The sequence below is a fragment of the Streptomyces sp. NPDC039430 genome, assembly GCF_055639435.1.
This window is the reverse complement of record NZ_JBVKAK010000001.1, coordinates 807287-822349: the sequence shown is the minus strand read 5'-3', so window position 1 is coordinate 822349 and position 15063 is coordinate 807287. Positions and strand designations below refer to the sequence as shown.

Annotated in this window: 12 protein-coding genes and 1 tRNA gene; 10 read left to right on the top strand and 3 right to left on the bottom strand. The window is 71.9% G+C overall.

Annotated features, from left to right (window positions below):
* Positions 1–5 precede the first annotated feature (5 nt).
* Positions 6–1349 (top strand): tetratricopeptide repeat protein, encoded by a 1344-nt coding sequence (locus ACZ7LS_RS03490; RefSeq protein WP_385136343.1) that lies wholly within the window; start codon positions 6–8, stop codon positions 1347–1349.
* Between the two features lie 34 nt (positions 1350–1383).
* The gene (locus ACZ7LS_RS03485; protein ID WP_385136346.1) at positions 1384–2418 is read left to right on the top strand and encodes a hypothetical protein; all 1035 of its coding nucleotides are present in this window, start codon (positions 1384–1386) and stop codon (positions 2416–2418) included.
* A gap of 190 nt (positions 2419–2608) precedes the next feature.
* Here the strand turns inward: ACZ7LS_RS03485 and ACZ7LS_RS03480 are convergent.
* Positions 2609–2681, bottom strand: a tRNA-Arg gene (locus tag ACZ7LS_RS03480).
* A gap of 316 nt (positions 2682–2997) precedes the next feature.
* Between ACZ7LS_RS03480 and ACZ7LS_RS03475 the strand changes: the two genes are divergently transcribed.
* From ACZ7LS_RS03475 to ACZ7LS_RS03445, 7 genes are all read left to right on the top strand, one after another.
* Positions 2998–4599, top strand: coding sequence for a dynamin family protein (locus ACZ7LS_RS03475; RefSeq protein WP_382666592.1), 1602 nt, complete (start codon positions 2998–3000; stop codon positions 4597–4599).
* Between the two features lie 500 nt (positions 4600–5099).
* Positions 5100–6728 carry a YfjP family GTPase gene (locus ACZ7LS_RS03470; protein WP_469448787.1) on the top strand — a complete coding sequence of 543 codons (1629 nt, stop codon included), beginning with the start codon at positions 5100–5102 and terminating at the stop codon, positions 6726–6728.
* A gap of 111 nt (positions 6729–6839) precedes the next feature.
* Positions 6840–7421 (top strand): single-stranded DNA-binding protein, encoded by a 582-nt coding sequence (locus ACZ7LS_RS03465; RefSeq protein WP_385136349.1) that lies wholly within the window; start codon positions 6840–6842, stop codon positions 7419–7421.
* 223 nt (positions 7422–7644) lie between these two features.
* Positions 7645–9069 carry a Cys-Gln thioester bond-forming surface protein gene (locus tag ACZ7LS_RS03460; protein ID WP_385136352.1) on the top strand — a complete coding sequence of 475 codons (1425 nt, stop codon included), beginning with the start codon at positions 7645–7647 and terminating at the stop codon, positions 9067–9069.
* 210 nt (positions 9070–9279) lie between these two features.
* Positions 9280–10944 (top strand): energy-dependent translational throttle protein EttA, encoded by a 1665-nt coding sequence (ettA, locus tag ACZ7LS_RS03455; RefSeq protein WP_382521581.1) that lies wholly within the window; start codon positions 9280–9282, stop codon positions 10942–10944.
* 1 nt (position 10945) lies between these two features.
* Positions 10946–11416, top strand: coding sequence for an acyl-CoA thioesterase (locus ACZ7LS_RS03450; protein WP_382521584.1), 471 nt, complete (start codon positions 10946–10948; stop codon positions 11414–11416).
* On the top strand, positions 11413–12111 hold the full coding sequence (locus ACZ7LS_RS03445) for a DUF8010 domain-containing protein (RefSeq protein ID WP_382521587.1): 699 nt from the start codon (positions 11413–11415) through the stop codon (positions 12109–12111). The genes ACZ7LS_RS03450 and ACZ7LS_RS03445 overlap by 4 nt, the downstream gene beginning before the upstream one ends.
* 52 nt (positions 12112–12163) lie before the next feature.
* On the opposite strand, the gene ACZ7LS_RS03440 is transcribed toward ACZ7LS_RS03445, so the two are convergent.
* Complete coding sequence (locus tag ACZ7LS_RS03440) at positions 12164–12568, bottom strand: globin (protein ID WP_382521589.1); 405 nt, start codon at positions 12566–12568, stop codon at positions 12164–12166.
* Between the two features lie 140 nt (positions 12569–12708).
* On the opposite strand from ACZ7LS_RS03440, the gene ACZ7LS_RS03435 reads away from it, so the two are divergent.
* Positions 12709–13779, top strand: coding sequence for a methyltransferase domain-containing protein (locus tag ACZ7LS_RS03435; RefSeq protein WP_382521592.1), 1071 nt, complete (start codon positions 12709–12711; stop codon positions 13777–13779).
* On the opposite strand, the gene ACZ7LS_RS03430 is transcribed toward ACZ7LS_RS03435, so the two are convergent.
* Positions 13760–14980 carry an FHA domain-containing protein gene (locus ACZ7LS_RS03430; protein WP_385136356.1) on the bottom strand — a complete coding sequence of 407 codons (1221 nt, stop codon included), beginning with the start codon at positions 14978–14980 and terminating at the stop codon, positions 13760–13762. The genes ACZ7LS_RS03435 and ACZ7LS_RS03430 overlap by 20 nt on opposite strands.
* Between the last annotated feature and the right edge of the window lie 83 nt (positions 14981–15063).

Genomic DNA, 15063 nt, shown 5'->3' with positions numbered 1-15063 from the left:
GAGGGATGCGTGTGAGGCGTTCGGTGGCAGGTGTGTCGATGCGGGACGTTCCGGTGCGGGAGCTGGCGGCGCTCAGCGGGCGCGCGGTGCCGTCGCTGAGGCAGTGGGTGGCCGAACGCCCTCGGCTCGGTGTGGCACGGGCGTTGCTGGTGCTGGCCACCGCCGACGCGCTGAGCGACACGGAGCTGCGGGACGAACTGACGGTCGCCCACCAGGACGCGCGGAGTGCGGACGCGCGGTCGATGAGTCTGGTGTACGGCGTGTTCCTCCACACGCATCGCCAGTACCGGTTGACGGCCGATCACCTGCTCACGCACTTCGCGCGATGGCCGGGTGACGAGGTGGCCGGTCTGATGCTCGACGCCTTCCACGCCTGTGGCGAGGCCGGCTACCGGGAGCGGGGCGATGCCCTGGCCGAGGAGCAGTACGCGCTGTCAGGCCCGGAGAGTTGGACGTGGACGAGCCGGCTGGCCTGGGTACGGGCGGAGCAGGGCCGTGCCGAGGAATCCCATGAGCTCGCGGGCCGGGCGCTGGCCCTGTTCCCGCGCTCGGGGCTGGCGGCCCATGCCCGCGCCCACGCCGAACACGAACAGGGCGCCGGCCCCGCCTCCACCGCTTTCCTCGACACATGGCTCGCGGCCGATCCGGAGGCCGTTCAGTTCAAGCACCTCAACTGGCATGCCGCGCTGCAGTCGCTGGCCTGCGGCGATTTCGCGGACGCGCGCCGTCGGGCGGACGAGGTGCTGGGCCGCGCTGACGTGGGCATGCGCGCGGCTGCCAACTGGCGGCTGCTGCTGGCCGGGCAGACCCCGGCCGGCCGCTGCGACCTCACGCACGTGCGGGAGTTGCTGGCGGCTCCTGGCGGGATGGCCGAGGTCTTCCATACGTTCAACCTCGCCCTGGCGCTGGCGGTCGAGGCGGCCACCGACGATCTGCGCGCCCTGGCCCACCGGGCGGCGCGCGACGAACGGCCGGACTACCGGCACGTATTGGCCCCGGTCGTCCAGGCGCTGGCCGAGATCACCGCCGGCCGGACGGCGGCGGCCGTGGATCTCCTGACCGGCCTGACCGGCCCGACCGGCCTGAGCGCGCGGACGGAACGGCTCGGTGGTGTCCGGGTGGAGCGCGAGATCGTTCAGGACACTCTCGCCCGCGCCCTCGTGGACGCCGGCGAGCACGCCCGCGCCGCCGCGCTCCTGCACCCTCGTATCAGCTCGCGGGCCCACCACACCTACGAGGACCTCCTGCTCGCTCCCAAGGCACCCACGGCCACGCCCACGGCCGTGCTCCCGGCCGCACCCACCGCCGCACCCACCGCCGCACCCGCGGCCGTGCTCCCGGTCGTCTGAGACTTCCGCCCCCGTCCCTCCCCGGAGATGTTCCATGGCCGCGCCCCAACTGATCGTCGTCTCGCCGCGTGGCAGTGGTACTCCACTGCTGACGGAGTTCACGACCGCCCTCGGCTACGCCCCCTACGGGACGATGAGCGAGGTCCGGCCCGCAGGCGATGAGCGCCCCGGCTCCGGCACTGGCCCTCGCCCCGGTACGGGTGCCGGTCCCGGTCCCGGCGAGGTCTACCCCCTGCTGGTGGCCTCCTACGGACAGGACCGGGCCGTACGGCTGCTGCGTCGGCGGGACGAGGAGCGGGACGACGAGCGGGACGAACTGAGGTCGGCCTTCCAGGAAGCGGTCAGCGCCCTGTGGCGGGTGTGGTGGACGCGCCTGGGCCAGCCGGTCACCCTCACCTCACCCCTGGATCCGGATCTCGAAGGGCGTCTGGCCCGGGTGCCGGACAGCGAACTGCACCGTCTTCTGCCGGGCCGGGGCTGCTGGTACGTCACGGGCCTCGACCTCCAGCGGGCCGAGGCCGGCTTCCTGCGCGCCTGGCACGCGGAGGGGCAGCCGCCGGTCATCTTTCATGACCGCGATGTACGGGACCGGATCATCAGCCAGATCCAGCTGCTCTCCGGACCCGCGGAGCGCGTCGGATCCCTGCCCGACCACCTCATCTACCGGGACATCGTCAGGGCCCTGCCCACCATGGACGCCAGAATCACCCTGGCCCTGACCGATCCCGCCTTCCCCGGCATGGAGGAGACCCGCCGCTGCCAATGGCTGGCGCGCCACCCGGCGGTGACCGTGATCACCCATGAGGAACTCGCGGGCCCCGCCCACGGCGGAACCACCGAGGCCCGCGAAGAGGCCGTGACGCGCCTGCTGCGCGCCACCGGACACCCCTCGCTCGCCCTGGACCTGCCCTCTCCCTCCCCGGACCTGCCCTCCCCGCGCGCCGGCGGCGACGACCTGGAGGTGGGGGTCTGGCGCCGGCACTTCACCCCGGCCCACGAACGGATCCTCGCCCGGCTCCACAGCGACCTGCTGACCGGGCCAAGCGCCCTGCCCGCCGGGAGCAATTGACCATGGCCACCGGGAGCGCCTGACCACCGAGCGTCACTCGCCCCACGCGCCCGTGTCCCCACGAGGCGTCCCCCGTGCCCCGCGCGGGAGCCTCGGCGTTTACGGCGCCGCTACAGCGTGCCCGCTACATTTGCGCTGACCTGCGCAAAGGCCCTCCCTGAGGGAGGGCCGTGCACCGCGCGTAGAAAAGCGCCCCCGGCAGGACTCGAACCTGCGGCCAAGTGCTTAGAAGGCACCTGCTCTATCCACTGAGCTACGGGGGCCGGGTGGTGGCCTCGGTGACCTGGAGCCCCGGTTGGGTAGTTCCACGACCTTGCCGGGACAAGGATAGGGCTCCGATCCCCTTGACCCGGTTGCTTCACGCCCGTGGCACGTTGTGGAGGTTCAGTGAAGCGAACCGATAATCGCAGGCAGGTGCGATTCACGCATCGCTTTTGGCCCTCGGCGCCCCGGGTGTTGTGCAGTCGTTATGCCTGCGCCCCACTCGTCCCGTCTGTCCCGAGTATGTGATCGGCGCGCAGGGATGTCCATACGCTTCAAAAAGGCTCCAAAATTGGGCATTCTTCGCATGTGGTGACCTTGGACGTACGGCCCCAGCTGCTCGACGCACTTACCGCACTGCGCGACCGTGTCGCCGCCGTGCGTCTTCCACTGCCTCTCACCGGGGCGCCGCGTGCCCGGCAGACCAGGGCCGAGCTGCTCGCGCAGCTCGACGACTATCTGCTGCCCAGGCTCAGGGACCCCGAAGCACCCCTGCTCGTGGTCGTCGGGGGGTCCACAGGCGCCGGGAAGTCCACGCTCGTCAACTCCCTTGTGGGGCGGCGGGTCAGTGAGGCGGGGGTGCTGCGGCCCACCACACGTACCCCCGTACTGGTCTGCCACCCCGAGGACCACCACTGGTTCGCCGGGATGCGGGTGTTGCCGCATCTGACGCGCGTATGGCTGCCGCAGCAGGAGGACGACGCGGGGGCCGGCGCGGACGGGACGGTGCCCGTGGAGCAGAGCGCGCTGCGTATCGACACGGCCGCGGCTCTGCCCCGCGGGCTCGCGCTGCTCGACGCGCCCGACATCGACTCGCTCGTGGTGGACAACCGGCTGCTGGCCGCCGAGTTGATCTGCGCCGCGGACGTGTGGGTCATGGTGACCACCGCCTCCCGGTACGCGGACGCCGTGCCCTGGCATCTGCTTCGTACCGCGAAGGAGTACGACGCGTCGCTGGTGACCGTCCTCGATCGGGTGCCGCACCAGGTGATCGACGAGGTGTCACGGCAGTACGCGGCGCTGCTGACCCGGGCGGGGCTCGGTGACGTACCGCGGTTCACCATCCCCGAACTGCCCGAGTCCGCGGGCGCCGGGCGGGGCCTGCTGCCCACCACCGCCGTCGCGCCGCTGCTCGCCTGGCTCGCGCACCGGGTGCAGGACCCGGCGGCCCGTCAGCAGGCCCTGGTGCGTACGGCGGCCGGGGTCATCGACTCCCTGAACGCGCGTATGCCCGAGCTGGCGGGGGCGGTGGCCGCGCAGTACGCCGCCGCCGTGCGGCTGACGGGCGCGGTGGAGGACGCCTACGCGGCCGAGGGCGAGCGGGTGCGCAGGCAACTCCAGCGCGGGGCCGTGCTCGCCGGGGACGCGCGCACCCGCTGGCGCGGCTATCCCCGGGACAGCTCGGCGCGTGAGCTGCTCGACTCGCTGGTGGAGAGCCTGGGCGCCCTCCTCCAGTGCGCGGTCGCCGCCGCCGAGGAGCGGGTGGAGGAGGCGTGGCAGCGCGAGCCGGCCGCCGGGGCGCTGCCCATGCCGGGCCCGGACGGGGAGGCGGCGGAACGGGTCGGCATGGCCGTACGCCGCTGGCGCCGCGTCCTTGAGGAACTGGCCGAGGAGGAAGTGCGCCAGCTCGAACGGACCCCCGCGCCCGACGCCGAGACCGTCGCGGCGCTGCTCGCGGCGGCCCTGCTGGGCGGCAGACGGGCCCGGCTCGCGGGGGAACGGCTCGCGGAACGGGTCGGGGCGCACGCGGCGCTGCGGCTGCGCGACCGGGGCGGCGAGCTGGTGACGACATACATCGATCGCGTACTGCACGGGGAGCGCGACCGGCGGCTGGCGCCCCTCGACGCGCTTGAGGTGACCCCGGAGCCGCAGGCCGAGCTGATCGCCGCGCTGTCCGTACTCCAGAGGGAAAAAAGGTGAGCGAGGTGGCTCAAGTGACTGGTGTTGCTGGTGAGGGTAGTGAAGCCGATGAGGTTGATGAGGCCGAAAGGGCCGCTAAGGCCGATAAGGCTGCCGCGGCTCCTGAGAATGGAGGGGAGGGAGCCGAGAAAGCCACCGACTCCGGGAAGTCCGCGAAGCTCGCGAAATTCATGAAGCCTGTGAAATTCATGAAATCAGGTAAATCGATGGAATCCGGCGAATCTGGCGAATCCATTGAATCTGGCCAATCGGCTGAATCGGCTGAATCGGACCAATCCGAGGGGCCCGATGAGGCCGCCGCGTCCGCCGCCTCCGAGCCGGATGCCTTCGCGTCCGACGAGTTCGCGTCCGGAGAGTTCGTGTCCGTCCCCGACGAGACCGGCACCTCCGCCGGCAGCTGGGACGACGGGCTGATCGCCCGCCGTGCCACCGAGAAGGGGTCTCCGGACGGCCTCGGCGGCCTGGACGGCTTCAGCGGGCTGGACGGCCTCGACGGCACGCTGGGCGCCGGTTCCGACGACGCCGAGGCCCACACACCCATCGGGGGCGCGTACGGCGGCTCTCTGCGGGTACGTCTCGACGCCCTGGGCGAGCTGCTCGGCCTGTCGAGGACCCGGCTCGAAGGGTCCGTACTCGCCGAGGCCGGACGTGTCCTGGACGAGGCGTCCGCCCGTCAGCGGCTCTCCTCGCGCCATACCGTCGTCGCCATCGCGGGAGCGACGGGCAGCGGCAAATCGACGCTGTTCAACGCCCTGGCCGAGGTGCCGATCTCGGAGACGGGCCTGCGCAGGCCCACCACCTCCGCCCCCATCGCCTGCGTCTGGTCCGACGGCGCCGCGGGGCTGCTCGACCGGCTGGCCATCCCGGGGCGGCTGCGGCGCAAGCCGCTGGCGGGCGGGGACGGCGACGAGGAACTGCACGGCCTGGTCCTCGTCGACCTCCCGGACCACGACTCGGCCGTCGTCCGCCACCGTGAGCAGGTGGACCGGGTGCTCGCGCTCGTGGACGCGGTGATCTGGGTCGTCGATCCCGAGAAGTACGCGGACGCCGCGCTGCACGAGCGCTATCTGCGGCCGCTCGCCGGCCACGCGGAGATCACCTTCGTCGTGCTCAACCAGATCGACCGGCTCCCCGGCGACGCGGCCGACCAGGTGCTCGACGATCTGCGCCGGCTGCTCGACGAGGACGGGATGGCCCTCGGCGAACACGGCGAGCCCGGCGCCACGGTCCTCGCGGTCTCCGCGCTCAGCGGGCACGGCGTGGGCGAACTGCGCGAGCTGCTGGGGCGGTTCGTGCAGGAGCGGACCGCGGCGGAACGGCGGCTCTCCGCCGACGTGGACGCGGCGGCGTGGCGGCTGCGCTCCGCGTATGTCGCCGAGGGGCGGGCCGGGCTCGGCGAGCGTTCCCGTGAGCAGTTCGCCGACCGGCTGGCCTGGGCGGTCGGCGCGGTGGCCGCGGGCGAGGCGGCGGAGCGCGCCTGGCGCAGGAACGCGGGGCGCGCGTGCGGGACGCCCTGGCTGCGGCTGTGGCGGTGGTACGAGTCCACGCGGATGCCCGGCGGCCAGACGCCGCGGCCCCCGGCGGTCGTGGAGGAGGAGCTGACGGCACGGCAGCGGGTCGAGCAGGCCGTACGCACGGTGGCGGAGGAGGCGTCCGCCGGGCTGCCCGCGCCCTGGGCGCACTCCGTGCGCGAGGCCGCGGCGCGGGGTGCGGAGGGGCTGCCGGAGGCGCTGGACGAGCTGGCGGTGACGGCGGCGACCCCGAGCAGCAGGCCGCCGCGGCCCGCCTGGTGGCCCGCGGCCGTGCTGGCACAGGCGTCCATGACGCTGCTTCAGATCTTCGGCGCGCTGTGGCTGGTGGGGCAGATCGTCGGCGTACTGGAACCGGGACTGCTGCCGCCCGTGCTGGTGATGCTCGCCGGGATCATCGGCGGGCCGTTCGTGGAGTGGGCGTGCGGGGCGGCCGCGATGGGGCCGGCGCGGCGGTACGGGCAGGACGCCGAGCGGCGGCTGCGCGAGGCGGCGGCGGCCTGCGGGAGGGCGAGGGTGCTGGACCCGATCTCGGGGGAGCTGATGCGCTACCGGGAGGTGCGGGAGCAGTACGTGACCGTGTCGCGCACGGGCGGATGAGGCGAGTGACGGGGTTTTCCACAACTGACGGGTAATCCACAGCCGACAGCGCATTCTTTCCATCCGGTCCAGCATGGGATCAGTCAATGCAGCCGGACGGGGAGGGCCGTTATGAACGACACCGTGGTAACCGTGGTGGGGAACGTCGCGACAGGTGTGGAATTCAGGGAGTCGGCCACGGGCGGGGTGGCCCGGTTCCGATTCGCGGTGACCGGGCGCCGCTGGGACCGGCAGAAGAACAGCTGGGCGGACGGGCCCACGAGCTTCTACACGGTATGGGCGTGGCGGACGCTGGGAGCGAATCTGGCCGCCTCGGTCTCCGTCGGTGAGCCGCTCGTCGTGCACGGCCGACTGCGGGTGCGGGAGGACGAACGGGAAGGGCAGCGCCGGACGTCCGTGGAGATCGACGCGTTGGCGGTCGGTCACGATCTGACGCGTGGGACCGCCGCGTTCAGACGTGTGACCAGGGCGACTCCCTCCCTGACGGAGCGTCACCAGCCGTCGACGGAGGGGGAGGAGCGGGAGCGGACGCGGCTTCAGGGGCCGGAGCAGGGGCGGTTTCCCGCGCCGGAGCCGGCACGGGACGGGGCGCCGGGCGCGGCGCCGGGCGGGACGGCGGGCGCGGGACCCGCACGCACGGCGGGCTCGGGACCCGCCCGTACGCTCGTCGCGGCCTCGACTGCCGTTCCCTGAGCGTGGGTTGTGGAGACATGTCGATATACTCGTGCGCATTGCATAGTTCTGCCGGAGTGTCGATAACGATTCCGATTCGGAACGGTTATCAGAGTGCTTGAGTGGACACCGGCGGTTCGCGCCGTCCATAGGATTCGCGAGTACCCACGGGGCACTTGAGTCTGCTGGCGAGGCATCCCCCCACGCGTTCAACGCGGAAGAATCTCGCCCGAAGGGGAATTCTGTGTTTTCTGCGATATCAGCGTCATCCGTACGGAAGCGGGGCGCCGCCCGTCTCGCCGCCGCGGTGCTCGTCTCGGGACTGGTGGCCATGGGCTCGGTGGCCGGCGCGGGCGCGGCCGCCGCCGACGAGGTCCCCCCGCACCAGGGCGGCGCCGCGGCCACCCTCGACGGACTGAAGACCTACGACGGCGCCGTGCTCCACAGCGACGGCAAGGACCAGCAACTCCCCGCCGGGCTGTTCGAGATGACCGTGGACGGCGGCGGCAAGCTCAAGACGTACTGCATCGATATCCACAACCCCACACAGGACCAGGCGAAATACCTGGAGACCCCCTGGAACCAGACCTCGCTGGGCGCCAACAAGAACGCCGGCAAGATCCGCTGGATCCTGGAGCACTCCTACCCGCAGATAGACGACCTCTCGGCACTCGCCAAGAGCGCGGAGACCGGGCCCCTCACCGAGAAGACGGCGGCGGCGGGCACCCAGGTCGCGATCTGGCGCTACTCGGACAGCGCCGATGTCGACGCCAGCGACCCGGCGGCCGAGAAGCTCGCCGACTGGCTGGAGAAGAGCGCCCAGGACGCCCCCGAGCCCAAGGCGTCCCTGACGCTTGAGCCCGGCGCGGTCTCCGGCAAGGCCGGTGAGAAGCTCGGCCCGATCACCCTCCGCACCGACGCCGCCGGTGTCACCGTCACGCCGCCCGCCGACGCCGCCGCCAGCGGCGTCAGGATCACCGACAAGGACGGCGCCCCGGTCACCACCGCCGCCAACGGGACGCAGCTGTACTTCGACGTCCCGTCCGACGCCGCCGACGGCACCGCCTCGCTCGGTGTGCAGGCCACCACCTCCGTACCGGTCGGCCGCGCGTTCGCCGGGGTGACCAAGAGCCAGACGCAGATCCTGGCCGGGTCCAGCGAGTCCACGGTCTCGGCGACGGCGACCGCGACCTGGGCCGAGCAGGGCGCGATCCCCGCCGTCGCCGCTCAGAAGAACTGCGCGGAGGGCGGCGTCGACATCACCGCCGCCAACAAGGGTGACGAACCGTTCGTCTTCGAGCTCAAGGGCACCGAGTACGCGGTCCCGGCGGGCGAGTCCAAGACCGTCACCGTCCCGGTCGGCGAGGACGAGGCGTACGACTTCACCATCACCGGACCCGCGGGGTTCACGCAGAACTTCAAGGGCGTCCTGGACTGCCTGACCACCGGCGACTCGGGCCCCGTGACCCAGCAGGAGTCCTCGCAGCCGCTCCCGGCCTCGGCCGGCGGCTCCTCGGCGGCCGCCACGGACAACCTCGCGGCGACCGGCTCCTCCAGCGCGACCCCGGTCATCGCGGGCATCGCGATCGCGCTCGTGGTGCTCGGCGGCGGCGCCGTGTTCCTTCTCCGTAAGAAGAACGCCGCCACATCGTCGACTCCCGGAGAGTGACGGACATCTCGCGCTGAGTGAGACCTCGCAGCCCGTGGCCCCCGGCACGCACCCGCGTGCCAGGGGCCACGGCCGTGAGAACGGCGTGAGAGCGGTCCGGGGAGCGGTACTGGTTTCCATCGGGGGATGGACATGCGGCAAGATGGCGTGTATCTGCCCTCACGCGGCGGAGCCGCACATTGGCCCTTCTCGATTGCCGGACGGTTTCTCTTGGCTGAGTACATCTACACGATGCGCAAGACGCGTAAGGCGCACGGCGACAAGGTCATCCTCGATGACGTGACGCTGAGCTTCCTGCCGGGCGCGAAGATCGGTGTGGTGGGTCCGAACGGCGCCGGTAAGTCCACCGTGCTGAAGATCATGGCGGGTCTGGAGCAGCCGTCCAACGGCGACGCGTTCCTCTCCCCCGGATACACCGTCGGCATGCTCCTCCAGGAGCCGCCGCTGGACGAGTCCAAGACCGTGCTGCAGAACGTCCAGGACGGCGCCGCCGAGATCATGGGCAAGCTCAACCGCTTCAACGAAGTGGCCGAGCTGATGGCGACCGACTACTCCGACGCGCTGATGGAGGAGATGGGCAAGCTCCAGGAGGACCTCGACCACGCCAACGCGTGGGACCTGGACACCCAGCTCGAACAGGCCATGGACGCGCTCGGCTGCCCGCCCGGCGACTGGCCCGTCACCAACCTCTCCGGTGGTGAGCGCCGTCGCGTAGCGCTCTGCAAGCTGCTGCTCGAAGCCCCCGACCTGCTGCTGCTCGACGAGCCCACCAACCACCTGGACGCCGAGTCCGTGCAGTGGCTGGAGCAGCACCTCGCCAAGTACCCCGGCACCGTCGTCGCCGTCACCCACGACCGGTACTTCCTCGACAACGTCGCCGGATGGATCTGCGAGGTCGACCGCGGCCGTCTCCACGGCTACGAGGGCAACTACTCCAAGTACCTGGAGACCAAGCAGGCCCGTCTCAAGGTCGAGGGCCAGAAGGACGCCAAGCGCGCCAAGCGGCTCAAGGACGAGCTGGAGTGGGTGCGGTCGAACGCCAAGGGGCGTCAGGCCAAGTCCAAGGCGCGACTGGCCCGTTACGAGGAAATGGCCGCCGAGGCCGACAAGATGCGGAAGCTGGACTTCGAGGAGATCCAGATCCCGCCGGGCCCCCGGCTCGGCAGCGTCGTCGTCGAGGTGGAGAACCTCTCCAAGGCGTTCGGCGAGAAGGTCCTGATCGACGACCTGTCGTTCTCGCTCCCGCGCAATGGCATCGTCGGGGTCATCGGCCCGAACGGCGCCGGCAAGACCACGCTCTTCAAGATGATCCAGGGCTTGGAGGAGCCGGACTCCGGCACCATCAAGGTCGGCGACACCGTCAAGATCAGCTACGCCGACCAGGGCCGCGACAACATCGACCCGAAGAAGACGCTGTGGGCGGTCGTCTCCGACGAACTGGACTACATCAACGTCGGCCAGGTCGAGATGCCCTCGCGCGCCTATGTCTCCGCGTTCGGCTTCAAGGGCCCGGACCAGCAGAAGCCGGCCGGTGTGCTCTCCGGCGGTGAGCGCAACCGGCTCAACCTGGCGCTGACCCTCAAGCAGGGCGGCAACCTGCTGCTCCTCGACGAGCCGACGAACGACCTGGACGTCGAGACGCTGTCCTCGCTGGAGAACGCGCTGCTGGAGTTCCCGGGCGCGGCCGTGGTCGTCTCCCACGACCGGTGGTTCCTGGACAGGGTCGCCACGCACATCCTGGCGTACGAGGGCGAGTCCAAGTGGTTCTGGTTCGAGGGCAACTTCGAGTCGTACGAGAAGAACAAGGTCGAGCGGCTCGGCGCTGACGCCGCCCGTCCGCACCGCGCCACCTACAAGAAGCTGACGCGAGGCTGAGATGGCCCGCCACTACTACAACTGCCCGCTGCGCTGGTCGGACATGGACGCCTTCGGGCATGTCAACAACGCGGTCTTCATCAGTTATCTGGAAGAGGCCCGTATCGACTTCATGTTCCGGCTGGCGCCGGGGGACGGCTCGCCGTCCTTCTCCGGCGGGTCCGTGGTGGCCCGGCACGAGATCGACTACAAGCGGCCGCTGGTCCACCGGCACGAGCCGGTGACCATCGAGTCATGGGTGACGAAGATCAACGCCGCGTCGCTGACGATCGCGTACGAGATCAAGGACGAGGGCCAGGTGTACGTACGGGCCTCCACGGTCGTCGTGCCGTACGACCTGGCGGCCGGGCGGCCCCGGCGGATCACCGAGGAGGAGAAGATGTATCTCCGGAAGTACCTCGACGACGAGGCCGCCACCGACAGGGGCGAGAGCGCGCGGGACGCCGAGGACAAGGACGCGCTCGCGGCATGACGGCGCCCGAGCAGACAGTGGAGTTCGCCGACGCGCGGGAGGCGGCCGACCTCGGCGCCTTCCTCGCGCGGCTGATCCACTACGACCGCGCCGCCGCGGTACGGCTCCAGGCCGGGGGCGGCGCCCTCGCCGTGTTCGGCCGGCCGGCGTCGTTCGAGGTGCTCGCCATCCGTACGGCCCGGCTCGCCGCGCCGTACACGCTCGACGTCACCGTCTCCGCCGGGGAATTCCTTGAGGCGATCGACGAGGCGGCGGGCAGCGCGGTCGTCCCGGCGGCCGTCACCGGCCCGCCGTGGGCCGGGGTGCTGCCACCGCGCGGCGGCTGGCGACAGGTGCCGGGGCTGCCGGGCACGGACGCCATGCGCGGTGCGCTGGGCGTCGCGGTCGCCGAATTCCGTTCCCGCGACGAGCGGTTGACGCCCGGCGACAGGACCCGTACGGAACGCGACCGGATAGGCCGGGAGATCTGGTCCAGGACCCTCGGAGACACGCCTCTGCCGCTGCGGGCCGTGCACGCCGCGCAGTCACTGGGGTTCCTGCGGCCGGTCCGCGCCATGGTGCCGGCCGCCGCGCCCGCCGGGGAACAGCCGGTGGCGCTGCTGGAGTCGGGCAGCTGGCTCCGGCTCCGTACGCCGTACGGCTCGATCGCGGTACGGCGCGCGGGGATCGGCGGTCTCACGGTCACCCCGGTCTGAAGGTCCGAAGACCGGACACGACCGGGCCGGGGGCCAGGGACAGGGGAAGAGGTCAGCCCGCCGTGTTCACCATGGAGGCGGCGGCGTAGGTGAGGTAGTCCCACAGCTGCCGCTGGTGCGCCTCGGAGAGACCCAGCTCCTCGACGGCCACCCGCATGTGCGTGAGCCAGGCGTCGTGCGCGGCGCGGTCCACCGTGAACGGAGCGTGGCGCATCCGCAGCCGGGGGTGGCCCCGGTTGTCGCTGTAGGTGCGCGGACCGCCCCAGTACTGCATCAGGAAGAGCACGAGGCGCTCCTCGGCGGGGCCCAGATCCTCCTCCGGATACATCGGCCGCAGCAGCGGATCCTCGGCCACCCCCTGGTAGAACCGGTGGACCAGGCGCCGGAAGGTCTCCTCGCCGCCGACCTGCTCGTAGAAGGTCTGCTCCTGAAGCGTGCCCCGCGGAATCTCGTTCACCTGTCCATGGTCTCAGACGGACCGGCCGAGGACCTCGGGCCTAGGACCACCCAACACTCCCGCATCCGGCCTGTCCGATTGTGGCGTGCAGATGCCAAGGCCCACTCGCTTCCCGGCCGCTCACCCAGGACAGTGGAGGGATGGGCGCACACCGGGAGGACGTGTACGGGCCGGACGAGGCGGACGTCGCCGACGCACGCGCCGGGCTGATCCGGGAGATCGCGATGACCGGGGCGCTCGACGACCCGGCCTGGCGCGAGGCGTTCGAGGCGGTACCGCGCCATCTCTTCGTGCCGTACTACTTCGTCGGCCGCCCCGGTGGCTACGACCGGCTGTGGAGCGGCGACCCGGACCCGGTGCGGCGCCGGCGCTGGCTGCGCGGGGCGTATGTGGACGGGCCCCTCGCGACCCGGGTGCGCGACGGTGAGCTGATCTCGTCCAGCAGCCAGCCCTCGCTGATGGCCCGGATGCTGGTGGAGCTGGACGTACGGGACGGTGACCGCGTCCTGGAGATCGGCGCGGGCAGCGGCTACAACGCGGCCCTGCTCTGTCACCGGCTGGGCGACGAACTCGTCACCACCGTCGATGTCGATCCGGAGATCACCGAGTCCGCCCGCAGTCATCTCGCCGCGGCCGGCTACCGGCCCGCCGTCATCACCGGCGACGGCGGGCGCGGCTGCCCGGAGCGCGCTCCGTTCGACCGGATCATCGCGACCTGCACCCTGCCGTCGGTGCCGACGACCTGGCTGTCGCAGTGCCGGCCGGGGGCACGGATCCTGGCGCCGCTCGCCACCGGGCTGATCAACCTCCGCGTCGGGCGGGCGGCTCACGGGAACGGCGCACCGGACGGCGGGAGAGGGCGTGGCGAGGGAGAGCGCGGCACTTGCGCGGAGGGGCACTTCCTGGACACCGCCGCCTACTTCGTACCGCTGCGGGGCGTGCCGGGGAGCACGGCCCTGGCACGCCGGCCCCTCGGCGGACTGCCGAGGCGCGCGAGCGAGAACGAACTCTTCCGCTTCCTGCTGACCCTGACCGCGGGCAGCCTGGACCCGCACGAGGCGCTCTCCCTCTGGGAGCGTGAGCGCCACCCGGAGCGGGAACGGTTCGGCGTCACCCTCACCGGCGGCCGCCAGTGGGCCTGGCTGGACGACCCGGCGGGGCCGTACGTATGGCCCCTCAGCCCCGGTGGGGTCAGCCCCGGCGGATCGTGATCGTCGTCCAGGCGCCGACATGCACGCGGTCGCCGTCCTTGAGCGGGACGGGGACATAGGGCTGTATCGGATCCTCCGCGCCGTTGAGCGTCGTGCCGTTGGTCGAGTTCTGGTCGACCACGGCCCAGCTGCCGTCCGGCTGGTGGACCAGGACCGCGTGCTGGTGCGAGACGCCCGGGTCCTCCGGCGGGACGGACAGGTCGATCTCGGGCGACTCGCCGGTGGAGTGCCTGCGGCGGCCGATCGAGACCTGGTTCCCGGCCAGCGGCAGACGCTGCTCGGGGGAGTAGGCGGGCAGATTCAGCCCGGTGGCCTCGGGGCCGCTGCGCTGCATCATCGCCATGAAGTACTCACGGTCGGGGCCGATGACGGCCGTCCAGGTCGCCGGGGCCTGCTGGTACTGCCGCATCGGGTCGTGCTGCTGGGGCACCTGCGCCGGTGCGTGCGGCTGCGACTGCTGTGACGAATGCGACTGCTGCTGCGACTGCGGGGCCTGCGGGGCATGGGGGGACTGCGGGGCATGGGGCTGAGCCGGGGCCGACATACCCGAGGGCGGCGGCAGCATCCAGTCGTCGTCACCGGCCGGCCGCGCGGGCGAGGGCGACCGCGGGGCGGCGGACTGCTGCTGGAAGGCGGACGGAGGCGGGGGTCCCTGCTGCTGATACGACGGCGGGGGCGGCGGGCCCTGCTGGTGCGGGCTCTGCGGCGAGGGCGACGGAGGCGGCGGTGGCGAGTGCGGCGACGGCTGCTCGGGCGACAGCGGCTCGGCGGGCCGGTTCAGCTGCGAGGGCCGCGAGCTCTGGTACTCGTACGGATCGTGCGGCCGCGGCGGCTGCTGGGCCTGGAAGCCCGGTGGCAGGTTCAGCCCGGGAATGGGGCTGCTGGTGCCGCCGAGGCCGCCGGGGCCCGGCTGCGGGGCCAGCGGGGTGTAGGACGTCGCCGTGTTCGTCAGGAAGTTCCAGCGGCACTCCTCGCAGAACGGAGCCATCGGCTCGCGTGGAGTGCGGCACTGCGGGCACAGCTCGGCCTGGGCGGTGGCACCGGGCCCGGGGCCCGGCGGATAGCCGTAGCCGGGCGCGGGCGGCGGGGGAGGTGGTGGTGGTACGGCACCCGTGGGAGCGCCAGGACCGGCCATGCGATGGCCGCAGACCTCGCACCAGTCGTCGGAACCCGACTGGTGTCCGTTCGGGCAGGTCGGCATGTCGGCGCCTCCCCCTCTCCTCGTCCGGCCCGCAGGCCGCCGTTCTCTGTATCTCCGTGCGGCGGACTCTTCGCTACGCGGAT